The sequence below is a fragment of the Pandoraea vervacti genome (genome assembly GCF_000934605.2).
Classification (GTDB): domain Bacteria; phylum Pseudomonadota; class Gammaproteobacteria; order Burkholderiales; family Burkholderiaceae; genus Pandoraea; species Pandoraea vervacti.
Genome location: NZ_CP010897.2, coordinates 4,322,526 through 4,344,552 on the forward strand (window position 1 = coordinate 4,322,526; position 22,027 = coordinate 4,344,552).

The 22,027-nt window shown below is 64.6% G+C and carries 21 protein-coding genes; 17 read left to right on the forward strand and 4 right to left on the reverse strand.

The annotated features are described in order from the left end of the window. Positions 1-50: 50 nt before the first annotated feature. Positions 51-830: an SDR family oxidoreductase gene (locus tag UC34_RS18765; protein WP_044456758.1), complete on the reverse strand. Its 780-nt coding sequence runs from the start codon at positions 828-830 to the stop codon at positions 51-53. A 214-nt stretch (positions 831-1,044) separates the two neighbouring features. On the opposite strand from UC34_RS18765, the gene upp reads away from it, so the two are divergent. Continuing rightward, positions 1,045-1,695: a uracil phosphoribosyltransferase gene (upp, locus tag UC34_RS18770; protein ID WP_044456759.1), complete on the forward strand. Its 651-nt coding sequence runs from the start codon at positions 1,045-1,047 to the stop codon at positions 1,693-1,695. 83 nt (positions 1,696-1,778) lie between these two features. On the opposite strand, the gene UC34_RS18775 is transcribed toward upp, so the two are convergent. Both UC34_RS18775 and UC34_RS18780 read right to left on the reverse strand, forming a co-directional pair. Then, positions 1,779-2,696 (reverse strand): DMT family transporter, encoded by a 918-nt coding sequence (locus UC34_RS18775; RefSeq protein ID WP_044456760.1) that lies wholly within the window; start codon positions 2,694-2,696, stop codon positions 1,779-1,781. A 139-nt stretch (positions 2,697-2,835) separates the two neighbouring features. Continuing rightward, on the reverse strand, positions 2,836-4,329 hold the full coding sequence (locus tag UC34_RS18780; protein ID WP_237165345.1) for a helicase HerA-like domain-containing protein: 1,494 nt from the start codon (positions 4,327-4,329) through the stop codon (positions 2,836-2,838). A 473-nt stretch (positions 4,330-4,802) separates the two neighbouring features. Here UC34_RS18780 and UC34_RS18785 point away from each other — a divergent pair, with 473 nt between their 5' ends. The 16 genes from UC34_RS18785 (at position 4,803) to UC34_RS18860 (ending at position 21,360) form a co-directional block, all read left to right on the forward strand. Next, a complete protein-coding gene (locus tag UC34_RS18785) occupies positions 4,803-5,528 on the forward strand; it encodes a YebC/PmpR family DNA-binding transcriptional regulator (RefSeq protein ID WP_044456761.1) in 726 nt (241 codons plus the stop codon). Between the two features lies 1 nt (position 5,529). Next, positions 5,530-6,807 carry a phosphoribosylamine--glycine ligase gene (gene purD / locus UC34_RS18790; protein ID WP_044456762.1) on the forward strand — a complete coding sequence of 426 codons (1,278 nt, stop codon included), beginning with the start codon at positions 5,530-5,532 and terminating at the stop codon, positions 6,805-6,807. Between the two features lie 339 nt (positions 6,808-7,146). Further along, positions 7,147-8,055, forward strand: a complete 909-nt coding sequence (locus UC34_RS18795) for a mechanosensitive ion channel family protein (RefSeq protein WP_044456763.1) — start codon at positions 7,147-7,149, stop codon at positions 8,053-8,055. A gap of 147 nt (positions 8,056-8,202) precedes the next feature. Beyond that, on the forward strand, positions 8,203-9,138 hold the full coding sequence (hemF, locus tag UC34_RS18800) for an oxygen-dependent coproporphyrinogen oxidase (protein WP_044456764.1): 936 nt from the start codon (positions 8,203-8,205) through the stop codon (positions 9,136-9,138). Positions 9,139-9,151: 13 nt separating this feature from the next. Beyond that, on the forward strand, positions 9,152-9,898 hold the full coding sequence (locus tag UC34_RS18805; RefSeq protein WP_072617506.1) for a nicotinate-nucleotide adenylyltransferase: 747 nt from the start codon (positions 9,152-9,154) through the stop codon (positions 9,896-9,898). Positions 9,899-9,961: 63 nt separating this feature from the next. Next, entirely contained in the window at positions 9,962-10,414 is a 453-nt protein-coding gene (gene rsfS / locus UC34_RS18810; protein WP_044456766.1) for a ribosome silencing factor, read from the forward strand. 23 nt (positions 10,415-10,437) lie between these two features. Continuing rightward, on the forward strand, positions 10,438-10,908 hold the full coding sequence (gene rlmH / locus UC34_RS18815; protein WP_044456767.1) for a 23S rRNA (pseudouridine(1915)-N(3))-methyltransferase RlmH: 471 nt from the start codon (positions 10,438-10,440) through the stop codon (positions 10,906-10,908). 413 nt (positions 10,909-11,321) lie between these two features. Then, a complete protein-coding gene (ugpB, locus tag UC34_RS18820) occupies positions 11,322-12,590 on the forward strand; it encodes a sn-glycerol-3-phosphate ABC transporter substrate-binding protein UgpB (protein ID WP_237165346.1) in 1,269 nt (422 codons plus the stop codon). Positions 12,591-12,726: 136 nt separating this feature from the next. Next, the gene (gene ugpA, locus UC34_RS18825) at positions 12,727-13,623 is read left to right on the forward strand and encodes a sn-glycerol-3-phosphate ABC transporter permease UgpA (RefSeq protein WP_044456769.1); all 897 of its coding nucleotides are present in this window, start codon (positions 12,727-12,729) and stop codon (positions 13,621-13,623) included. Further along, on the forward strand, positions 13,620-14,465 hold the full coding sequence (gene ugpE, locus UC34_RS18830; protein ID WP_044456770.1) for a sn-glycerol-3-phosphate ABC transporter permease UgpE: 846 nt from the start codon (positions 13,620-13,622) through the stop codon (positions 14,463-14,465). Before ugpA ends, ugpE begins: the two co-directional genes overlap by 4 nt. A gap of 2 nt (positions 14,466-14,467) precedes the next feature. Continuing rightward, on the forward strand, positions 14,468-15,562 hold the full coding sequence (locus UC34_RS18835; RefSeq protein WP_044456771.1) for a sn-glycerol-3-phosphate import ATP-binding protein UgpC: 1,095 nt from the start codon (positions 14,468-14,470) through the stop codon (positions 15,560-15,562). A gap of 5 nt (positions 15,563-15,567) precedes the next feature. Beyond that, positions 15,568-16,353 (forward strand): glycerophosphodiester phosphodiesterase, encoded by a 786-nt coding sequence (ugpQ, locus tag UC34_RS18840; protein WP_044458395.1) that lies wholly within the window; start codon positions 15,568-15,570, stop codon positions 16,351-16,353. A 125-nt stretch (positions 16,354-16,478) separates the two neighbouring features. Beyond that, a complete protein-coding gene (locus UC34_RS18845) occupies positions 16,479-17,123 on the forward strand; it encodes a Maf family protein (protein ID WP_237165153.1) in 645 nt (214 codons plus the stop codon). 42 nt (positions 17,124-17,165) lie between these two features. Then, positions 17,166-18,635 carry a ribonuclease G gene (gene rng, locus UC34_RS18850; RefSeq protein ID WP_044456773.1) on the forward strand — a complete coding sequence of 490 codons (1,470 nt, stop codon included), beginning with the start codon at positions 17,166-17,168 and terminating at the stop codon, positions 18,633-18,635. Between the two features lie 203 nt (positions 18,636-18,838). Continuing rightward, complete coding sequence (locus tag UC34_RS18855; protein WP_044456774.1) at positions 18,839-19,876, forward strand: methyl-accepting chemotaxis protein; 1,038 nt, start codon at positions 18,839-18,841, stop codon at positions 19,874-19,876. A gap of 146 nt (positions 19,877-20,022) precedes the next feature. Beyond that, positions 20,023-21,360, forward strand: a complete 1,338-nt coding sequence (locus tag UC34_RS18860; RefSeq protein ID WP_044456775.1) for a cation diffusion facilitator family transporter — start codon at positions 20,023-20,025, stop codon at positions 21,358-21,360. 86 nt (positions 21,361-21,446) lie between these two features. On the opposite strand, the gene rfbC is transcribed toward UC34_RS18860, so the two are convergent. After that, a complete protein-coding gene (gene rfbC, locus UC34_RS18865) occupies positions 21,447-21,995 on the reverse strand; it encodes a dTDP-4-dehydrorhamnose 3,5-epimerase (RefSeq protein WP_044456776.1) in 549 nt (182 codons plus the stop codon). Between the last annotated feature and the right edge of the window lie 32 nt (positions 21,996-22,027).

A 22,027-nucleotide genomic window follows, 5' to 3' on the forward strand; every position in this document is an offset into this window, starting at 1 on the left:
TGATGTGGGTGAGGTAAGTGTTGAACGCAGGCGTTACCGAGCGCACGTGGTCAGAACGTGCCCGGGTAAGCGCCGCCGTCAATGAGAACGTTCTGCCCGGTGATGTAGCCTGCCTTCGCGCTGGAAAGGAAGGCGCAGGTCGCGCCGAATTCTTCCGGCTGCCCGAAGCGGCGCGCGGGAATTGCCGCGGCGCGCTGGCCGCGCGCGTCTTCGACGCTCTGGCCCGCCTTCGCCGCAGACGCCTGCATGGTCGCGTTCAACCGATCAGTGTCGAACGCGCCCGGCAGAAGATTGTTGATGGTCACGTTGTTCGCCACGGTCGTGCGTGCAATGCCCGCGACGAAACCGGTCAGGCCCGAACGGGCGCCATTGGACAATCCCAGAATGTCGATGGGGGCCTTCACGGCCGAGGACGTGATGTTCACGATCCGTCCGAAGCCCCGGGAGATCATGCCGTCCACGGTGGCCTTGATCAGCTCGATGGGGGTCAGCATGTTGGCGTCGAGCGCGCGGATCCAGTCGTCTCGCTGCCAGTCGCGGAAGTCGCCCGGCGGCGGACCGCCTGCGTTCGTCACAAGGATGTCCGGTTGCGGGCACGCGGCAAGCGCCTGCGCGCGGCCTTCCGGTGTGGTGATGTCGCAGGCCACGGCGCTGACTTTCACCCCCGTGGCAGTGCGGATCTCGCTGGCGGCGGCCTCGAGCGCGCCGACCGTGCGCGCGACGATCACGACGTTGACGCCCGCCTCGGCCAGCGCCTGAGCACAGGCACGCCCCAGCCCCTTGCTCGCACCGCACACCAGCGCGGTGCGGCCCTTGATACCCAGATCCATGGTCAACCTTCAAGACAAGTGATGCATTGGCAATGGGCTGCTGTGCAGCCGTCTTGCAGCGATTCTAAGGGAATCGTGCGCCTGGCGCTGAGTGTCGGGACTTGCTGCGGCGGACCAAAACCCGGACCGGCGTCGCCCGCATCGGCTAAAATCGCGGCCATGCGCGCTATACCGTGACATTCCGATCCGGTGGCCCAGCCTCACATTGCCTGCCATGAAACAAGACACCCGCTTCCCGAATCTCTTCATCTGCGATCATCCCCTGATCCAGCACAAGCTCTCGCACATGCGCGACAAGGAAACGTCGACGCGCACGTTTCGCGGCCTGTTGCGCGAAATCACGCTGCTCATGGGCTACGAGATCACGCGCGATCTGCCGCTCACGACCGAGCGCATCGATACGCCGATGGTGGAAATGGATGCCCCCGTCATCGCCGGCAAGAAGCTCGCCATCGTGCCGGTGCTGCGCGCCGGCGTGGGCATGAGCGACGGTCTGCTCGATCTGGTGCCCTCGGCACGTGTGGGCCACATCGGCGTGTATCGCGACGAACAGCACCGCCCGGTGGAATATCTCGTGCGTCTGCCCGATGTGAACGATCGCCGCTTCATTCTGTGCGACCCGATGGTGGCGACCGGTTATTCGGCCGTCCATGCCGTGGACGTGCTGGTCAAACGCGGCGTGGCCGAGGAGAACATTGCATTTCTCGCGCTGGTGGCCGCGCCGGAAGGCGTGAAGGTGTTGCACGACGCCCACCCGGGCGTGAAGTTGTACGTCGCGTCGCTCGATGAGCGTCTGGACGATCACGCTTACATCATCCCGGGTCTTGGCGACGCAGGCGACCGGCTGTTCGGCACCAAGAACTGACGACAATCGCCCCCGGTCTCCCGGGGCTTTTCATTTCGGGCGGCCGGACGACGCCATGCGTCGCGCCGATGTCGTCGACATGTTCATGCGCCCTTGCGGCGCGTGGCCATCGCCACACCGATGGCCGCCAGCGCCATCCCACCCCACGCCAGCGGGGGCATGTGCTCCCCGACCATCAACCACGCGGCGAGGGCCGCTGCGGGCGGTACGAGGAAGAATAGCGCCGACACGCGCGACGCTTCCCCGCGCCGGATCATCGCCAGCAATAGCGAGATCGCCACGATGGAATTGCCGATCACCAGATAGACCAGCGTGAGCCCGAGTTGCCACGTCCAGTCGACGTGCATCGGTTCGAGCCACCATGCGAGCGGCAGCGTCGCCGCAAAACCCACGGCGTACTGCACCAGATTCGACGTAATTGGATGCTGGCCCAGCCCAAAGCGCTTCTCGTACAGCGTGCCGCACGTGATCGCCCCAAGCGCCACGAACGTGAGCAGCAACCCCAGCGCCGAGGTCGCCTCCACCGCCGAGCGGGCCACGATGACGAGCGCCGCCCCCGCCAGTCCCAGTCCGAGCCCGAGCCAGTTCATGCCGCTGACGCGCTCGCCGACCAGATGCGGCACTGCCAACGCGACAAGAATCGGTTGCAGCGACGTGATCAGCGCCACGCTGCCCGCCGACACACCGAGCCGCAGGGACAGATACGTCATGCTGAAGTAAAGCGCCTGAATCAGCAGACCGATCACGACGAGATGCCCCCATGCAGCCGCCGTCTTCGGCAGCGGGGGACGCATGACGATCGCCAGCGGCGCGAGCAGCACGAGCACGAGGCCATAGCGCAACGCCAGGAAGGTCAGCGGATCGGCATAGTCCAGACCGATCTTGGCGACGGTGAAGCCGACCGACCACAGGAACAGGAAGATGAGCGGCGCAGCGCGCAGCCATAGCGGATCGTGAGCAACACCGGTGCGCACCGGCTCCAGCGAAGATTTCGGGGACATCGTCAGGGGGAGGATCCTTTTCCTATTTTTGTTCTACGGGCGATGCCGCACGCGCCCGGCGGCGGCGCGGCATCACCCGAGTCCGGCCTAGCACTCTACCTGCGCTTTGTTTGTGCCTCGCTTGCGCCTTATCTGCACCTTACCTGCGCCGGTTGCCGCCCAGAATACTGCCCAGCACGCCGCGAACGATCTCGCGCCCCAACTGGCTGCCGACCGTGCGCATCGTGCTCTTGACCATGGCTTCTACGGGGGTGTCCTTGCTGCGCGATCCGCCCTTGCCTCCCAGCAGCCCGCCCAGCGCGTCGAGCAAGCCGCCGCCCGATGTGCCGGTTGAGGTTCCACCGGATGCACCACCGCCCGGCGCGGACGTGGCCGCACCGCCGTCAGGCGCGACCGAACCGTCCGATTGCCGTGCCTGCGTGCGTCCGACGAGCTTTTCATAGGCTGATTCGCGGTCGACCGCCTTCTCGTACACGCCCGCGACCAGCGACGCCGCGATCAACGCAGCGCGTTCCTGCGATGTGATCGGCCCGATGCGCGACGCAGGCGGCGAGACATACGCGCGTTCGGTCACCGCAGGACGCCCTTTCTCGTCGAGCAGCGACACCAGCGCCTCGCCCACGCCCAACTCACCGATGACCGTCTCGATATCGAGCGACGGATTCGCACGCATGGTCTGGGCGGCCACCTTCACCGCCTTCTGGTCGCGTGGCGAGTAGGCCCGCAGGGCGTGCTGCACGCGGTTGCCCAACTGGCCGAGCACCGTGTCCGGCACGTCGACCGGATTTTGAGTGACGAAATACACGCCAACGCCCTTGGAGCGAATTAAACGAACCATCTGCTCGATGCGTTCGAGCAACGGCTTGGGCGCCTCGTTGAACAGCAGGTGCGCCTCATCGAAGAAAAAGACGAGCTTCGGCTTGTCCGGATCGCCGACTTCCGGCAGGCGCTCGAACAATTCCGCCAGCAGCCAGAGCAGGAAGGTGGCGTAGATGCGTGGCGCCGCCAGCAGTTTGTCGGCCGCCAGGATGTTGACGACGCCACGCCCCTGCGCGTCCGTCTGCATGAAGTCTTCGATGTTGAGCATCGGCTCGCCGAAGAACTTGTCGGCGCCTTGCTGCTCCAGCGTGAGCAGCCCGCGCTGGATCGCGCCGACCGAGGCCGCCGAGATGTTGCCGTACTGCGTCGTGAAGGTCGATGCGTTATCGCCCACGTGCTGGAGCATCGCGCGAAGGTCCTTGCTGTCGAGCAACAGCAGGCCGTTGTCGTCGGCGATCTTGAAGACGAGATTGAGCACCCCGGTCTGCGTCTCGTTCAAGCCGAGCAGGCGGGCCAGCAGCAGCGGTCCGAGGTCCGAGACCGTGGCGCGCACCGGGTGGCCCTGCTCGCCGAAGACGTCCCAGAGCGTGGCCGGGCTGCCATGCCAGTCGGGCGTATCGAAGCCGAGATTGGCGATGCGCTCCTTGAGCTTGGGCGTCTCCACGCCCGGCTGCGTAATGCCGGTCAGGTCGCCTTTGACGTCCGCGAGGAATACGGGCACGCCGATGTCGGAGAACGCCTGTGCCATGACCTGGAGCGTCACGGTCTTGCCGGTGCCGGTCGCGCCGGTAATGAGCCCATGGCGGTTGCCCATGGCGGGGAGCAATCCCAGTACATGCTGGGCGTTGCGCGCGATCACGAGCCTTTCACCGGGATCTTGAACTGGACTCGCCGAGGCGACGGCGGGTTCGGCAACGGCTGCCGCCGACGTGGCGGGGGGTATCGCGGAAGACGACACTTGCGACGGCACGGGCTTCTTGGGCATGCGAGACCTCGGCGGTAGACGCGGCGCGGCTCGTGACACGGCGCAGCAAACACCCGTGGCACGGTGCGGCGGCATGATAAAATTGCCTCCGATTATAGCGGCAGGTATCGCCGCTCGGACTGCACCGTCCCGAAATGCCCCCTGAGATCGACCGGATCCGTGTGAGGCGACGGGGCGGCTGGACAATCGGCGCCCGCGACCCCAGTGGTGGCGGGCGCTCCCGTTTCAACGGTTGGCCGCGCCGCACTGCGCGGGCCGGCAGAGCATACTTCGCCGCACAGCGCGGCACGACGGAGAAATTCATGGCGGGTCATAGCAAATGGGCCAACATCAAGCACAAGAAGGCAGCGGCAGATGCCAAGCGCGGTAAAGTCTGGACACGTCTGATCAAGGAAATCACGGTCGCGGCCCGTCTGGGCGGGGGTGACGCCGACAGCAACCCGCGCCTGCGTCTGGCCGTGGAAAAGGCCGCCGACGCCAACATGCCCAAGGACAACGTCAAGCGCGCGATCGATCGCGGCGTGGGCGGTCTGGACGGGGCGAACTACGAAGAGATCCGCTACGAAGGCTATGGCATCAACGGCGCTGCGGTGATCGTCGACACCATGACGGACAACCGTGTTCGCACGGTGGCGGAAGTGCGCCATGCCTTCTCGAAGTTCGGCGGCAACATGGGCACCGACGGCTCGGTGGCATTCCTCTTCACGCATTGCGGCCAGTTCCTGTTCTCGCCGGAAACCCCGGAAGACAAGCTGATGGAAGTGGCGCTCGACGCCGGCGCCGACGACGTCATCACGAACGACGACGGCAGTTTCGAGGTCGTCTGCCCACCCAACGATTTCCAGGCGGTGAAGGACAAGCTCGAAGCGGCGGGTCTGAAGGCCGAAGTCGCGGAAGTCACGATGAAGCCGCAAACCGAAGTGGTCTTCACCGGCGATGACGCCGTGAAGATGCAAAAGCTGCTCGACGCGCTCGAAAACCTCGACGACGTGCAGGACGTATTCACCAACGCCGTCATCGAGGAATAAGATGAAAATTCTGGTTGTGGGCTCGGGTGGCCGCGAACACGCGCTGGCCTGGAAGCTTGCCCAATCGCCGCGTATCCAATTGGTCTATGTCGCGCCGGGCAACGGCGGCACGGCGCTCGATGAGCGCCTGCGCAACGTGCCGATCAGCGACCCGAACGTGCTCGCCGAATTCGCCGCACGCGAAGGCATTGCGCTCACCGTGGTGGGTCCGGAAACGCCGCTCGCCGCCGGCATCGTCAATATCTTCCGCGCCCGTGGCCTGAAGATCTTCGGCCCGACGAAGGAAGCCGCGCAACTCGAATCGTCGAAGGACTTCGCCAAGGCGTTCATGAAGCGCCACGGCATTCCCACGGCCGATTACGAGACCTTCGCCGACGCGGCTGCCGCACACGCCTACATCGACGCCAAGGGCGCACCGATCGTCATCAAGGCCGATGGCCTGGCCGCCGGCAAGGGCGTGGTCGTGGCGATGTCGCTCGAAGAAGCGCACAACGCTGTGGACATGATGCTCGCGGACAACAAGCTCGGCGACGCCGGGGCGCGCGTGGTGATCGAGGAGTTCCTCCAGGGCGAGGAAGCCAGCTTCATCGTGATGGTCGACGGCAAGAACGTGCTGCCGCTGGCCACCTCGCAGGATCACAAGCGCCTGCTGGACAACGATCAGGGTCCGAACACCGGCGGCATGGGCGCTTACTCGCCCGCGCCGATCGTCACGCCGCAGATCCATGCACGTGTCATGCGCGAAATCATCATGCCGACCGTGCGCGGCATGGAGACCGACGGCATTCGCTTCACCGGCTTCCTGTATGCCGGCCTGATGATCGATGCAGACGGCAACGTCAAGACGCTCGAATTCAACTGCCGCATGGGCGACCCCGAAACGCAGCCGATCATGGCGCGACTCAAGGGCGACTTCTCGGTGGTGGTCGAGCATGCGATCGCGGGCACGCTCGACAAGATCGAACTCGACTGGGACCGTCGTTATGCGCTGGGCGTGGTGCTCGCCGCCCACGGCTACCCGGACACGCCGCGCAAGGGCGATCGCATCTCGGAGATTCCGGCGGAGACCGACGAGTGCGTGACGTTCCATGCGGGCACCCAGCTCGATAACGACGTGCTGCAGGTCACCGGCGGACGCGTGCTGTGCGTGGTTGGTCTGTCGGATACGGTGCGTGGCGCGCAAAGCGTGGCGTATCAGACCGTCAACCAGATCAATTTCGACGGCATGCAGTATCGCCACGACATCGGTAACCGCGCCCTGGCGCGCAAGCCGGAATGAGCTGAAACACGCTGCAATAAGCTGGAACAAGCCGCGCTGAGCGTGAACGTCGGTCGGTAGATGCACCGCGACGCGATTCGGCGACAAGGACAACGGCCCGGAGGACTTCACGTCTTCCGGGCCGTTGTCTTTTGGGCGGGCGCCGGGGCGCGATCGGCAAAACCGGACGCGTTGGGGACCGTCACATCCGCTGCGCGCTGCGATTGACAAGCGCAGGCCAAATTGGCACGCTGGCGTCGCGTGACACTGGAAGTTCACTTCCCGGCGACCCGCATCCGGCCAGCCCCGGCGGAATTCATGCAGTTTTCCCGACAGACCCCTCGCTCGACGGAGACTTACATGTTCGACCTCGATAAGCTGGTCAACGATTATCTGGTGCCATTCGGCCTGAAGATCGTGATGGCCGTCGTCATCTGGATCATCGGCGGCATCGTCATCAATCTGGTCGCGCGGCTCGTGCGCGGCGCGATGACCCGCCGCCACATCGATCCCACCCTCGTTCGCTACACCGAGTCGTCGCTGCGCATTGCGTTGCGCATCGCACTCATTCTGTCCATTCTCAGCGTTTGCGGCATCGAGACAACCTCGTTCGCCGCCCTGCTCGCGGCCGCCGGTATCGCCATTGGCGCGGCATGGTCCGGACTCCTGTCGAACTTCGCCTCGGGCATCTTCCTCATCGTGCTGCGTCCCTTCAAGACCGGCGACATGATCAGCGCGGGTGGCGTGACCGGCGTGGTCGAGGAGATCGGCCTGTTCGTCACCACGCTGACCACGGCAGACAACCTTCGCGTGTATGTCGGCAACACGAAGGTCTTCGGCGACAACATCACGGTGTATGACGCCAATGCGTACCGCCGGGTGGATCTCACGGCGCAGCTCGCCCATACGGTCGACGTGCAAGATGCCGTCGCACGGCTGAAGGCGCGCGTCGCACAGATTCCGAACGTGGTGGAAAAGCCGGGTGTGGACGTGGAAATCCTTGAATTCAATCCGTCCGGACCGGTGCTGGCGGTGCGGCCGTATTGCCATAACCGTGATTACTGGCAGGTGTATTTCGACACCAACAAGGCCATCGCCGAAGTCGGCGGCACGGCGCACTGGCCGGTGCCCGCGACGCGTCAGATCCTCATGCCGCCGCCGGGCGTGCCCGGCGCACCCGCCGGCGCCGCCAGCGCGGTGCCGCCCATCGTACCGGGCGCGGGCGGCACGGCCCCGGCAGGCACGCTGCCCAACGCACCGGCGTCCTGATGTGCTGAGGTCATGATGTCGGGCGTCGGCGTTTGACGCAGATCATCCGGGCGGCGTCGGCCGAGACGCCAGCCGCCCGCCTGTGGCCCCGTCCCGGTACAATCGCGGGTAAATTCGTCACATTTACCACGCAAGGGACGTCACAGAATGACAGCGCAAGACGCCGCGCAAGCGCCTGACACGGCTGCGGTACGCACTTATCTGCTCGGACTTCAGGACAAGATCGTCGAAACGCTGGAGCGCCTCGACGGTAAGCGCTTCTTCGTCGACGACTGGCAACGCCCGGCCGATAGCCCCCTGCGTGGCGACGGCCGCACCCGTGTGCTCGACGACGGCGACTTCTTCGAGCGCGGCGGCGTGAACTTCTCCCACGTGATCGGCGACAAGCTGCCCGCCTCGGCCAGCGCGTCGCGGCCCGAGCTGGCCGGGCGCAGCTTCGAAGCCCTCGGCGTCTCGCTGGTGCTGCACCCGCGCAACCCCTATTGCCCGACGGTGCACTTCAACGTGCGTATCCTGATTGCCACCGCCCCGGGCGAACTGCCCGCGTTCTGGTTCGGCGGCGGCATGGACCTCACGCCGTACTATCCGTTCGAAGACGACTGCAAGCACTTCCACCAGACCTGCAAGGATGCGCTCGATCCGTTCGATGCCACCTGGTATCCGCGCTTCAAGGCGTGGTGCGACGACTATTTCTACCTGAAACACCGTCAGGAGCCGCGCGGCATCGGCGGTATCTTCTTCGACGATTTCTCCGGCGGCGGTTTCGAGACGGGCTTCGCCGTCATGCAGAGCGTGGGCGACGCCTTCCTCGACGCTTACGTGCCTATCGTGGAACGCCGCCGCGGCATGCCGTACGGCGAGCGCGAGCGCGACTTCCAGGCGCACCGGCGCGGCCGCTACGTCGAATTCAATCTGGTGTGGGACCGTGGCACGCATTTCGGCCTGCAATCGGGCGGTCGCACCGAATCCATCCTCATGTCGATGCCGCCGGTCGTGAAATGGCACTACGACTGGAAGCCTGAGCCCGACACGCCGGAGGCGAGGCTCTACACCGACTTCCTCGTGCGTCGCGAGTGGGTCTGAAGGCCGGCAGCGCATGACCGTTACTTCTGCTCCGACGACCGGGACGACCGGGACGACCGGGAAATCCGCCACGCCGCCTCACGCCGTTCAACGCATCGGCGTGCTGGGCGGCACGTTCGATCCGATTCACACGGGCCATCTCGCGCTGGGCGCCCTCTTTGCCCGCACGCTCGCGCTCGACGAACTGGTGCTGATGCCGGCGGGTCAGCAGCCGCAAAAGCAGGGCAGCACCGCCGCCGAGCACCGGCTGGCGATGACGCGTCTGGCCGCGCAGGGCCTTGCCGCCGAGCTGGCCGTCTCTCATCCTTCGACACAGGTGATCGTCAGCACCCGCGAGATCGAGCGCGCCGGGCCGAGCTACACCGTCGATACGTTGCGCGACATGCGGCGCGACCTCGGCCCCGAAGCGTCGCTCTCGCTGCTCATCGGCTCGGACCAGCTCGTGCGGCTCGACACGTGGCACGCCTGGCGCGAACTCTTCGACTACGCCCATATCTGCGCGGCGGCGCGGCCCGGTTTCAGCCGCGAGACAGCGTCTGCGCCACTGCGTGAAGTCTTCGCCGAACGGGAAAAGTCCGCGCTCGGGGTACAATCCACGCCATGCGGCGGCATCCTGATCGACGACTCACTGGCCGTCGACATATCCGCCACCGAGTTGCGCGCCACGCTGGCGCACGCGCAAGACGCGGCCACGCCCCCGGCAAACCTGCCCGAACCCGTGTGGCAGTACATCCGCGCGCAACACCTGTATCGCGCCTGACGGCCCGCCACGACATGGCTGGGCCGCTGTCCGGCGCCCCCTGTTTCACCCAAAAGACGCACTATGGATATTCGTAAACTTCAGCGCCTGATCGTCGACGCCCTCGAAGACGTCAAGGCCCAGGACATCAAGGTGTTCAACACCGAACACCTCACCGCCCTGTTCGAGCGCGTGATCATCGCGAGCGGCACCTCCAACCGCCAGACCAAGGCCCTTGCCGCCAGCGTGCGCGACAAGGTCAAGGCCGCCGGCGGCGACATCGTCAGCATGGAAGGCGAAGACGTGGGCGAATGGGTGCTGGTCGACACGGGCGACGCCATCGTGCACATCATGCAACCGGCGCTGCGTCAGTACTACAACCTGGAAGAAATCTGGGGCGAGAAGCCCGTGCGCCTGAAGGCCGCCGGCACCAAGGCCGGCGTGAAAGCCGCCGCCGAAGACGGCGAAGACGCGGACGACGATGGCGACGAAGCGCCCGCGCAAAAGGCGCCCGCGCGTCGCAAGGCCAGCAAGTAAGACGCCCGCGCGATTTCGCCGATATGCGTCTGTTCATTCTCGCAGTCGGGCACAAGATGCCCGGCTGGATCGAAACCGCCTTCGCCGAGTACGCCAAGCGCATGCCCCCCGAGCTGCGCATCGAACTCAAGGAAATCAAGCCGGAGCAACGCTCCAACTCCCGCACCGCCGAGACGGTCATGGCCGCCGAAGCGCAGCGCATCGACGCGGCACTGCCGCGCGGCTGCCGTTTCGTGTGTCTGGACGAACGCGGTCAGGATCTCACGACCATGCGTCTCGCACAGTCGCTCACCGCCTGGCAGCAGGACGGGCGTGACGTCGCCTTCGTGATCGGCGGGGCCGACGGGCTGGACCCGGCGCTCAAGGCCCGCGCCGATACGCTCATTCGTCTGTCCAGCCTCACCCTGCCGCACGGCATGGTGCGCGTCTTGCTCGCCGAGCAGCTCTACCGCGCGTGGAGCATCAATGCCAATCACCCCTACCATCGCGTGTGATACGGATGCGGCATCTTATTGATGCCCTGTGGGGTGTCTTCTTGATGCCGTCTTATGCGTCTTCTCTATATGACAGCGCAATAAGACAGCCATAAGTCACGAGGCGCCGGCGCCGCGCAATGCGTCGTTGTATTGCGTTGCCGAGGCCGCTCTCTGCGTTGCTGGCCGGGCGACGGCGTCACCTGTCAATCCCCGCATTGCACTCGCGTGCAACACCCGTTGTGCAGCGCGAATGGAAAAATCACAGTGACGTGTTAGTCTACGCGGCGCTACTCAGTTCGCACCGCGAACAAGCAGGGTCCATCGACAAAAAAGGACCCTCGACTTCTCGTGAACCCCCGGAGATTGGTATGAAGCAACCTTCCCTGCGCACGTTCGCCCTCGCCGGCGTTGGCGCCGCACTGGCACTCGGCATGAGCACGTCGGCCCTCGCCGCCACGGAAATCCAATTCTGGCATTCGATGGAATCGGCCCTCGGCGATCGCGTCAACCAGATCGCAGCCGACTTCAACGCGTCGCAAAGCGACTACAAGATCGTCCCGATCTACAAGGGCAACTACGAGCAGGGTCTGGCCGCAGGCATCGCGGCCTTCCGCGCCGGTAACGCCCCGGCCATTCTCCAGGTGTACGAAGTGGGCACCGCCACCATGATTCAGGCCAAGAAGGCCGTGAAACCGGTGTGGGAAGTCATGAAGGACGCCGGCGAGTCGTTCGACGAGAAGGCATTCGTGCCGGCCATCGCGGGCTACTACACCGACGGCAAGACCAACCACCTGATCTCGATGCCGTTCAACAGCTCGACACCGGTGCTGTACTACAACAAGGACGCCTTCAAGAAGGCCGGTCTCGATCCGAACAAGCCGCCCAAGACCTGGGCCGACGTGAAGGCCGATGCCGAAAAGCTCAAGGCTTCGGGCATGTCGTGCGGCTTCACCATGGGCTGGCAAGGCTGGACGCAGCTCGAGAACTACAGCGCGTGGCACGCCCTGCCGTACGCCACGAAGGACAACGGTTTCGGCGGTCTCGATGCCAAGCTGTCCTTTAACGGCCCGCAACAGGTCAAGCACATCCAGTTCCTGGCCGACATGGCCAAGGAAGGCTCGTTCACGTACGTGGGCCGCAAGGACGAAGTGACCTCGAAGTTCTACAGCGGCGACTGCGGTATCGCCATGACGACCTCGGGCGCGCTCGCCAACATCGGCAAGTACGCCAAGTTCAGCTACGGCGTGGGCATGATGCCGTACGACGCCGACGTGAAGGGTGCGCCGCAGAACGCGATCATCGGCGGCGCCAGCCTGTGGGTGCTCGCCGGCAAGTCGGCCACCGAGTACAAGGGCGTGGCCAAGTTCCTGAACTACCTCGCCTCGCCTGCGGTAGCCGCCAAGTGGCATCAGGACACGGGCTACCTGCCGGTGACCAAGGCCGCTTACGAACTGACCGAAAAGCAAGGTTTCTACACGAAGAACCCGGGCGCCGACACGGCCATCAAGCAAATGCTCAACAAGGATCCGCTGCCGTACACGCGCGGTCTGCGTCTGGGCAACATGCCGCAGATCCGCACGGTCGTCGACGAGGAACTCGAAGGCGTGTGGGCCGGCAAGCAAACGCCCAAAGCCGCGCTCGACAAGGCGGTGCAACGTGGCGACGACCTGCTGGCCCGCTTCGCGAAGCAAGGCAGCTAAGGCTCGGCGAACGCGCGATTACGCGTGCAATGCCGGGGCTTTTCCTGCATTCGACGCACGAATCGTGACGTTACAATGACTCCACCCCGGCTCGCGTGAATGCGGGCCGGGTTGGTTTTTTTTTGGTCACTATGTTATGGCGCATACCTCCAGAGAACGCCCTCGCTTCAGCACCGGCTGGCTGCCCTACGCTCTTGTAGCGCCGCAGCTGTTCATCACCGTTGTCTTCTTCCTGTGGCCTGCGGGCGAGGCACTGTGGCAATCGACATCCACGCAAGACGCCTTCGGGCTGTCGAGCGAGTTCGTCGGCTTCGCCAATTTCACTGCGCTGTGGAGCGACCCGCTCTATCTCGCATCGTTTCGCACCACGATGATTTTCAGCGGACTGGTCACGGTCTGCGGTCTGGTCATCTCGCTGCTGCTCGCGGCCATGGCCGACCGTGTCACGCGTGGCAAGCGCACCTACCAGACGCTGCTGATCTGGCCGTACGCCGTCGCGCCCGCGATTGCCGCGGTGCTGTGGGCCTTCCTGTTCAACCCGAGTATCGGTCTGGTCACCTATGGCCTCGCGAAGCTCGGCATCGAATGGAACCACGCGCTCAATGGCGGTCAGGCGATGTTCCTCGTCGTGCTCGCGTCGATCTGGAAGCAGATCAGCTACAACTTCCTGTTCTTTTACGCCGGCTTGCAGGCGATTCCGCGCTCGCTGGTGGAAGCCGCCGCGATTGACGGCGCAGGGCCGATCCGGCGTTTCTTCGGACTGGTGCTGCCGCTGATCTCGCCGACGACGTTCTTCCTGCTCGTGGTCAACCTCGTCTACTCGTTCTTCGACACCTTCCCGGTGATCGACGCGGCGACCGGCGGCGGTCCGGGCCAATCGACCATGACGCTGATCTACAAGATCTACTCGGAAGGCTTCAAGGGGCTCGACCTCGGCAGCTCCGCTGCCCAGTCGGTGGTACTGATGGCCATTGTCATCGTGCTCACGGTCGTGCAGTTCCGATTCATCGAACGCAAGGTGCAATACGCATGATCGAGAACCGTCGCGGCCTGGACATCTTCTGCCACGTCATGCTGATAATCGGCGTGTTGCTGGTGGTCTTCCCGCTCTATGTGGCGTTCGTCGCCGCCACCATGAACGAGAGCGAAGTCTTCAACGTTCCGCTGTCGCTCATTCCGAGCACGCACCTGCTCGAGAACTTCGCCACGGTGTGGGGATCGGGCACGGGCAACGCCGCCATGCCGTTCGGCATGATGCTCGGCAACAGCCTGTTCATGGCACTGGTCGTCACGATCGGCAAGATTTCGGTCTCGATCCTGTCGGCCTTTGCCATCGTGTACTTCCGCTTCCCCCTGCGCAACCTGTTCTTCTGGCTCATCTTCGCCACGTTGATGCTGCCGGTCGAAGTGCGGATTTTCCCCACGGTGCAGGTGATTTCGAACCTCGGCCTCATCAACAGCTATGCCGGTCTGACCGTGCCGCTGATCGCGTCGGCCACGGCCACGTTCCTGTTCCGGCAGTTCTTCATGACACTGCCCGACGAGCTCGTCGAAGCCGCACGTATCGACGGCGCCGGTCCGATGCGTTTCTTCTTCGACGTGGTCCTGCCGCTGTCGAAGACGAACATCGCCGCGCTCTTCGTCATCACGTTCATCTATGGCTGGAATCAGTACCTGTGGCCGATTCTCGTGACCAATGCGCCCGAGATGACGACGGCGGTCGTGGGTATCAAGAGCATGATCGGCAGTGGTGATACCGCCACGCAATGGCAACTCGTCATGAGCGCCACGCTGCTCGCCATGCTGCCGCCCCTGGCGGTGGTGCTGCTGATGCAACGCTGGTTCGTGCGCGGTCTGGTCGATTCGGAAAAGTAATCATGGCAAATCTCAAACTCCATAGCGTCAAGAAAACCTACGACCAGAAGAACTACGTGCTGCACGGTGTCGACATCGACATCGAAGACGGCGAGTTCGTGGTCATCGTCGGCCCGTCGGGCTGCGGCAAGTCGACGCTGCTGCGCATGGTCGCCGGTCTCGAATCGGTCAGCGAAGGCAGCATCCTCATCGGCTCGCAGGTCGTCAACCAGCTGGAACCGAAGGATCGCAACATCGCGATGGTGTTCCAGAACTATGCGCTTTACCCGCACATGGACGTGCGTCAGAACATGTCGTACGGCCTGAAGATTCGCGGCATCGACAAGAAGACTATCGACGAACGTGTGCTGGCGGCCGCGCGGATTCTGGAACTCGAACCTCTGCTGGCGCGCAAGCCGCGCGAGCTCTCGGGCGGACAGCGCCAGCGCGTGGCCATGGGCCGCGCCATCGTGCGCGAACCGGCCGTGTTCCTGTTCGACGAACCGCTCTCGAACCTGGACGCCAAGCTGCGCGTACAGATGCGTCTGGAAATCCAGCGTCTGCACAAGCGCCTGAAGACCACGAGCCTGTACGTCACCCACGATCAGGTCGAAGCCATGACGCTGGCCGATCGCGTGATCGTCATGAACAAGGGCTACGCCGAGCAGATCGGCACGCCGACGGACGTCTACGAGCGCCCGGCGTCGCTGTTCGTCGCCAGCTTCATGGGCTCGCCCGCAATGAACCTGCTCAAGGGACGTGTCGACACGGAAGGCCGCACCTTCCAGATCGAAGGCGGCCCGGCGCTGCGCCTGCCGCCCACGAGCATGGCGCACGCGAACCGCGAACTCGTGCTCGGCGTGCGCCCGGAGCATCTGGTGCCGGCCGAGCAGCACAACGGTCTGGGGGCGTTCGCCGCACAGACCAGCATCAACGTCGATCAGCTCGAACTGCTCGGGGCCGACAATCTGTTGCACGGCCGCTGGGGCGAGCAACCGGTGACCGTACGCCTGCCCCACGAACTGCGTCCGGGCGCCGGGACGATCGTGCCGCTGGCCATCTCGGCCAAATCCCTGCACCTGTTCGATCCGTCGACGGGCAAACGAGTCGAGGCATGAGCGCGATGAGCGACAGTTCGGCAACAGCTCATTTGTGGCGCGACTGGCCGTATCCGCGCATCGTCTCGCATCGCGGCGGCGGCAAGCTCGCGCCGGAAAACACGTTGGCGGCGTTCGAGATGGGGGCATCGCTCGGTCTGCGCATGGTCGAGTTCGACGCCAAGCTCTCGGCAGACAATGTCGTCTTCCTGCTGCACGACGACACGGTCGATCGCACCAGCAACGGGCAGGGTCCTGCGGCGCAAATGACCTACGCCGAAATCGAAAAGCTTGACGCCGGCAGCTGGTTCGGGGCCGACGGCCGCTTCGCCGGACAGGTCATGCCCACGCTCGCGCAGGTCGCCGAGCGATGCCTGACGCTGGGCCTGGCTGCCAACGTCGAGATCAAGCCATGTCCGGGCCGCGAAGCCGAGACCGGCAAGTTGGTGGCCGAGGCGGTCAGAACGCTTTGGGCGGGTCGGCCGCAGGCGCCGCTGCTCTCCTCGTTCTCTTACGAGGCGCTCGAAGCGGCCGCCGCCGCCGTGCCGGAACTGCCGCGCGGCATGTTGTACGAGGCCGTGCCGCCCCATTGGCGCGAGGATGCCCGCAAGCTGGGCACCGTGACGCTGCACGCGAGCCACAAGCACCTCGATGGTCCGCAAGTCGCGCAGATCAAGGCGGCCGGCCTGCATATGCTGGTCTACACGGTCAACGAACCGGCACGCGCTCGCGAGCTGGCGGCGTGGGGCGTGGACGCCATCTGCACCGACCGCATCGACCTGATCGGCGCGGATTTCCTCGACGAGCGCTGAGCCCTCGTCAATGAACGGCACGCCGCGCCCCCGTCACCCGCTGGCGGGGGCGGGCGCAAGGCGGCATAATAGGGCGTTCCCCTCGCCCAGCCCATCCAGCGGCCCGGTGCGCGTGCTGCAAATCCATGCAAAGACGTGTGCCGGGCTGGACGAATTCAAGTCAAGCCGCCATGCCGTACATCTATCTCGCGTCGCAAAGCCCCCGCCGTCAGGAACTGTTACAGCAGCTCGGCGTTCGTTTCGAGCTGTTGTTGCCTCATGCCGACGAGGACGCCGAAGCGCTCGAAGCCGTGCTGCCCGGGGAGCCGCCTGACGATTACGTGCAGCGCGTCACGCGCGCCAAGGCGGAGGCCGCCGTCGCCCGACTGGCCCGCGCCGGGCTGCCGGGCGCCCCGATTCTCGCGGCCGACACCACCGTGTGCCTGGACGGCACCATCCTCGGCAAGCCGTTCGACGATGCCGACGCGCATGCCGTGCTGGCGCGCCTGTCGGGCACCCGCCATCGCGTACTGACCGCCGTTGCCGTATGTGCGGACGGACAGATCCATCAGGCGGTCAACATTTCGCACGTCTGGTTCCGCCCCCTTCGCCGGGAGGAAATCGAGCGCTACGTCGCCTCGGGAGAGCCGCGCGGCAAGGCCGGCGCGTATGGTATCCAGGGCAAGGCCGCTGAATTCGTCATGCGCATCGACGGCAGCTACTCCGGCATCATGGGGTTGCCGTTGTGCGAGACCGCCGCGCTGTTGCGCCAGGCGGGCGTCGACTTCTGACGCAAACCGATGCCCAAGCATTCCGAGTCCGGTCGACAATTTATGAACGAAGACATCCTGGTCAACATCACGCCGCAGGAAACCCGTGTGGCGCTCATGCAGCTCGGCGCCGTGCAGGAACTGCACATCGAGCGCACGCTCTCGCGCGGCCTGGTCGGCAATATCTATCTGGGCAAGGTCGTGCGCGTGCTCCCGGGCATGCAGTCGGCCTTCATCGATATCGGACTGGAGCGCGCGGCATTCCTGCACGTGGCCGACATCTGGCATCCGCGCACCAGCAACGACACGTCCGTGCCGCATCCGCAGCCGCCCATCGAGAAAACCGTCTTCGAGGGACAGACGCTGATGGTGCAGGTCATCAAGGACCCCATCGGCACCAAGGGCGCGCGGCTGTCGACACAGATCAGCATTGCCGGGCGTACGCTCGTCTACCTGCCGCAGGAGCCGCACATCGGCATCTCGCAGCGCATCGAGAGTGAAGCCGAGCGCGAAGCGTTGCGCAGCAAGATCCAGGCGCTGGTGCCGGCCGATGAAAAAGGCGGCTTCATCGTGCGCACGATTGCAGAAGACGCCGCCGACGCCGAACTGGCCAACGACATCGCCTATCTGCGCAAGTCGTGGCAGACCATCGGCGAGCAGAGCACGCGCGTGCCGGCGCCCTCCCTGCTGTATCAGGACCTCAATCTCGCGCAGCGTGTGCTGCGTGACTTCGTGCATGAGGAGACGGGCAAGATTCTGGTCGACTCGCGCGAGACCTATCAGAAGCTGGCCGAGTTCGCGACCACCTACACGCCGGCGGTGCTCGGCAAGCTCACGCATTACACGGGCGAGCGCCCCCTGTTCGATCTGTACAACGTGGAGACGGAAATCGAGCGGGCGCTGTCGCGTCGCGTCGACCTGAAGTCCGGCGGGTATCTGATGATCGACCAGACCGAAGCGATGACGACCATCGACGTGAACACTGGCGGCTACGTCGGCGCACGCAACTTCGACGACACCATCTTCAAGACGAACCTCGAAGCGGCGTTGATGATTGCGCGCCAGTTGCGTCTGCGCAATCTCGGCGGGATCATCATCATCGACTTCATCGATATGGAAAGCGCCGAGCATCGCGACTCGGTGCTCGCCGAACTGAAGAAGGCGCTCGCGCGAGACCGCACCCGCATCACGGTGAACGGATTCTCGCAACTGGGGCTGGTGGAAATGACGCGCAAACGCACGCGCGAGTCGCTCGCCCACGTGCTGTGCGAGCCATGCGCCGTGTGCCAGGGCAAGGGCCAGGTCAAGACGCCGCGAACCCTGTGCTACGACATCCTGCGCGAGATCCTGCGCGAATCCCGTCAGTTCAACCCGCGCGAGTTCCGTCTGATTGCCTCGCAGGAAGTGGTCGATCTGTTCCTCGAAGAGGAGTCGCAACATCTCGCCATGCTGATCGACTTCATCGGCAAGCCCATCTCGCTGCAAGTCGAATCGTCGTTCCATCAGGAGCAGTACGACATCATTCTGATGTAAATACGTCAGGACACCAAAGCACCGGGAGTATCCACTCCCTCTCCCGGTGCGCGCAGGCACCTTCATTGGGCATGCCAACCCGCCCACCTGCGCCCCTCCCTGCTTTTCATCGTCCCTGTTGCACCACAACCGGTCATGATCGCCACGTGGCCCGGTTCTTGCGTTTAAACGCTTAAATATAACGACGAAAAAGGGGCAAACAAATGGCGAATCCGAAAGCAATTGTCGATCTGACCCACGCAGTGAGGAAGTTGGCAGTCAGCAAGATCGGCGACATCAACGAGATCAACCGTGAGACGACATTTCTCGCACTCAACGCGTTGATCGAAGCGGCCCGTGCAGGCAATGCGGGCAAGGGCTTCGCCGTCGTGGCCAACCAGGTCAAGCTCGTCTCGAAGCGCATCGGCGAGGTGACCGATTCGCTCAACAAGGAGCTCACCGGGTCGCTCAAGGAACTCACGGAACTCGGCGATCTCATGATCGAGCGAATGGGCGGGCACGACGGTCAACGCTGTGCCGACCTCGCGCTGAACATGATCGACGTCGTCGACCGCAATCTCTACGAACGATCGTGCGACGTGCGCTGGTGGGCGACCGACTCGGCCGTCGTGACGTGCCTGACGGACCCGCATCCCGAGGCAGCGGCGCATGCAGCGGACCGCCTCGGCGTCATTCTGGACAGCTACACCGTCTACAAGGATCTCTGGGTGGTGGATGCCCAAGGCATGGTCGTGGCCAACGGCCGCCGCTCGGACTACCCGGTAATGGGCAGCAATGTCGCGGACGCGAACTGGTTCAAGGCCGCGCTCAAGACACGCAGCGGCGCCGATTACGTCGCCAGCGACGTTCAGACGCTCGCGCATCTCAGGCACGCGCAGGTCGCGACCTACTCGACTGCCATTCGGGAGAACGGACTGGCCGATGGCCGCGTGCTGGGCGCACTGGTCATCTTTTTCGACTGGGCGCCGCAAGCCGAAGCGGTCGTCAAGGGCGTGCGACTGAGCGACGAAGAATGGGCGCGCACGCGGTGCATGATCGTGGACTCCTCGTTTCGCGTGATTGCCAGCTCGGACGGACAAGGCGTACTCAGCGAGACCTTTCATCTGCGCACCGACGGGGCGACGAGCGGCTTCTATACCGACACTGTCAAACGAAGGACCGTCGCGTTCGCAGCGACACCCGGCTATGAAACCTACAAGGGACTCGGATGGTACGGCGTGGTGTGTCAGCAGCACCGGTGAGTCTTTGAGGGGAAGATGACGGCGAATCGGTCGCGCTACCTGGTGGACGGCGCGACCACTGGACGGCGCGGCTGGCACATTCGGGCAACCGCAATACAATACGACATCGATCCGATTTCGTCGCGCCCGACGCGCACGTCCTGGCCATGCCCTATTCGAACTACGACAATCTGGCAGCATCGAGCGAGGCGCTCGACAAACACGCCGTCGCACGCCATTCGACCTGGGTCAGTATCTGGGTCAACGTGGTGCTCACGACGGCGCAGATCGTCATCGGGGTCTTCGCCCGTTCGCAGGCCCTGATCGCCGACGGCATCCATTCGCTCTCGGACATCGTCTCCGACTTCGTGGTGCTCGCCGCCGCACGCGGCAGCGCCCGCGCGCCGGACGCCGATCACCCCTACGGACACAGCCGTTACGAGAACGCCGCGTCGCTCTTTCTCGGCGTGATCCTGCTCGCCGTGGGCGCCGGTATGCTGTGGCGCGGCATCGAACGGCTACTGCATCCGGAAGAGATTCCGGAGGTGCATGTCACCGCGCTGGTCGTCGCCGTCGTGGTGCTCGTGAGCAAGGAGGGTCTGTTTCGCTACATGCTGCGCGCCGCGCAGCGCGTGCGCTCCGCGATGCTCGTCGCCAATGCCTGGCATGCGCGCTCGGACGCCCTCTCGTCGCTCGTCGTCGCCTGCGGCATTCTGGGCAATCTGGCGGGCTATCGTATCCTCGACCCGCTCGCTGCTGCGCTCGTGGGCCTGATGATCGGACGCACCGGCTGGAAATTCGGCTGGAACGCGCTTCAGGATCTGATCGATCGTGGTGTCGACGACGCGACCACCGTCTCCATCCGTCAGCGCCTGCTCGACACCCCCGGCGTGCGCGCCATCGACATGCTGCGCACGCGCCGCATGGGCGATGAAATCGTGGTGGATGTGCATATCCTCGTCGATGCGCGCCTGTCGGTCTCCGAAGGGCACTACATCGCAGAACAGGCGCGCGCGGCCGTCATGGGCGAGCCGCAGATTCTCGACGTACTGGTGCACGTTGACCCGGAAAGCGACACCAAGGGCACCGCGCTGCAACAATGGCCTGCGCGCGCGGTCGTCGTCGGCGCGGCCGAACTGCTGTGCCGGGCGAATGCGCTCGCGTTGCATGACGTCAAGCTGCATTACCTCGATAACGGACTGGAAGCCGACGTGATCGTCGAAGGACTGGATGAACCGGTGCGTGCCGGTGCGGACCTTGCAGGCGATGGCGGCGTGGAAGCCGCGTCGCAAACCGTCGCCGATGCGCTCGCCGCCCGCTTCGAGCCACTGGGGCTGCGTTACGTACGTGTGCTTCGGGTGACGGGGGAAACCTCGACGGCAGTGGCCACATCGGCCACGTCAGCCACATCGGGCACATCGGTCGCCACCGAATCACCGAGCGCGACCCGCGGCGCGCAGAGGGTAGAAAAAACGTCGGCCGCCGGGTCGTCCTCCGTTAGCTGACCTCGCTGAACAAGGGACCCTAGCGGCCATTGCGGCCAGCGTGCCGTCAAATCACGTTAATACGGCCCGACCGGCGTGCGCGAGCGTCAGTCCTCGTGCTTGTACTGCGCGAACGGCATGCCCTGGCGGTCCTTGTCCGAGACGGTCGGCGTCATGCCGTCGAGCGGCCAGGGAATTGCCAGCGTCGGGTCATCCCAGCGAATGCAACGCTCGAACTGCGGCGCCCAGTAGTCCGTTGTCTTGTAGAGCACTTCGGCTGTCTCCGACGTCACTACGAAGCCATGGGCAAAACCGGCCGGAATCCACAACTGCTTCTTGTTTTCGGCGCTGATCCGCTCTGCCACCCACTTGCCGAACGTCGGCGAACCCTCACGGATATCGACCGCGACATCGTAGATCTCGCCGTGCAACACCCGCACGAGCTTGCCCTGCGGTTGCCTGATCTGGTAATGCAGGCCGCGCAGCACGCCACGCACCGAGCGCGACTGGTTGTCCTGCACGAACGTGAGCGTTTCGCCGAGCGCATCGTCGAAGTTGCGCTGATTGAAGCTCTCGAAGAAATAGCCGCGCGAATCGCCGAACACCTTGGGTTCGATGACGCACACGGCCGGGATCGCGGTAGGGGTGACTTGCATGGGAATTACCGGTAGGAATCAAGGGGCGAGCA

Coding starts and splice junctions, on each gene's coding strand:
- ugpB (WP_237165346.1), top strand. CDS start 11,322: ATGAGCACGTCGGCCCTCGCCGCCACGGAAATCCAATTCTGGCATTCG.
- hemF (WP_044456764.1), top strand. CDS start 8,203: ATGACAGCGCAAGACGCCGCGCAAGCGCCTGACACGGCTGCGGTACGC.
- UC34_RS18795 (WP_044456763.1), top strand. CDS start 7,147: ATGTTCGACCTCGATAAGCTGGTCAACGATTATCTGGTGCCATTCGGC.
- ugpE (WP_044456770.1), top strand. CDS start 13,620: ATGATCGAGAACCGTCGCGGCCTGGACATCTTCTGCCACGTCATGCTG.
- rfbC (WP_044456776.1), bottom strand. CDS start 21,995: ATGCAAGTCACCCCTACCGCGATCCCGGCCGTGTGCGTCATCGAACCC.
- rng (WP_044456773.1), top strand. CDS start 17,166: ATGAACGAAGACATCCTGGTCAACATCACGCCGCAGGAAACCCGTGTG.
- ugpQ (WP_044458395.1), top strand. CDS start 15,568: ATGAGCGACAGTTCGGCAACAGCTCATTTGTGGCGCGACTGGCCGTAT.
- purD (WP_044456762.1), top strand. CDS start 5,530: ATGAAAATTCTGGTTGTGGGCTCGGGTGGCCGCGAACACGCGCTGGCC.
- UC34_RS18860 (WP_044456775.1), top strand. CDS start 20,023: ATGCCCTATTCGAACTACGACAATCTGGCAGCATCGAGCGAGGCGCTC.
- upp (WP_044456759.1), top strand. CDS start 1,045: ATGAAACAAGACACCCGCTTCCCGAATCTCTTCATCTGCGATCATCCC.
- UC34_RS18780 (WP_237165345.1), bottom strand. CDS start 4,329: ATGGGCAACCGCCATGGGCTCATTACCGGCGCGACCGGCACCGGCAAG.
- UC34_RS18765 (WP_044456758.1), bottom strand. CDS start 830: ATGGATCTGGGTATCAAGGGCCGCACCGCGCTGGTGTGCGGTGCGAGC.
- UC34_RS18805 (WP_072617506.1), top strand. CDS start 9,152: ATGACCGTTACTTCTGCTCCGACGACCGGGACGACCGGGACGACCGGG.
- rsfS (WP_044456766.1), top strand. CDS start 9,962: ATGGATATTCGTAAACTTCAGCGCCTGATCGTCGACGCCCTCGAAGAC.
- rlmH (WP_044456767.1), top strand. CDS start 10,438: ATGCGTCTGTTCATTCTCGCAGTCGGGCACAAGATGCCCGGCTGGATC.
- UC34_RS18775 (WP_044456760.1), bottom strand. CDS start 2,696: ATGTCCCCGAAATCTTCGCTGGAGCCGGTGCGCACCGGTGTTGCTCAC.
- UC34_RS18855 (WP_044456774.1), top strand. CDS start 18,839: ATGGCGAATCCGAAAGCAATTGTCGATCTGACCCACGCAGTGAGGAAG.
- UC34_RS18835 (WP_044456771.1), top strand. CDS start 14,468: ATGGCAAATCTCAAACTCCATAGCGTCAAGAAAACCTACGACCAGAAG.
- UC34_RS18845 (WP_237165153.1), top strand. CDS start 16,479: ATGCAAAGACGTGTGCCGGGCTGGACGAATTCAAGTCAAGCCGCCATG.
- UC34_RS18785 (WP_044456761.1), top strand. CDS start 4,803: ATGGCGGGTCATAGCAAATGGGCCAACATCAAGCACAAGAAGGCAGCG.
- ugpA (WP_044456769.1), top strand. CDS start 12,727: ATGGCGCATACCTCCAGAGAACGCCCTCGCTTCAGCACCGGCTGGCTG.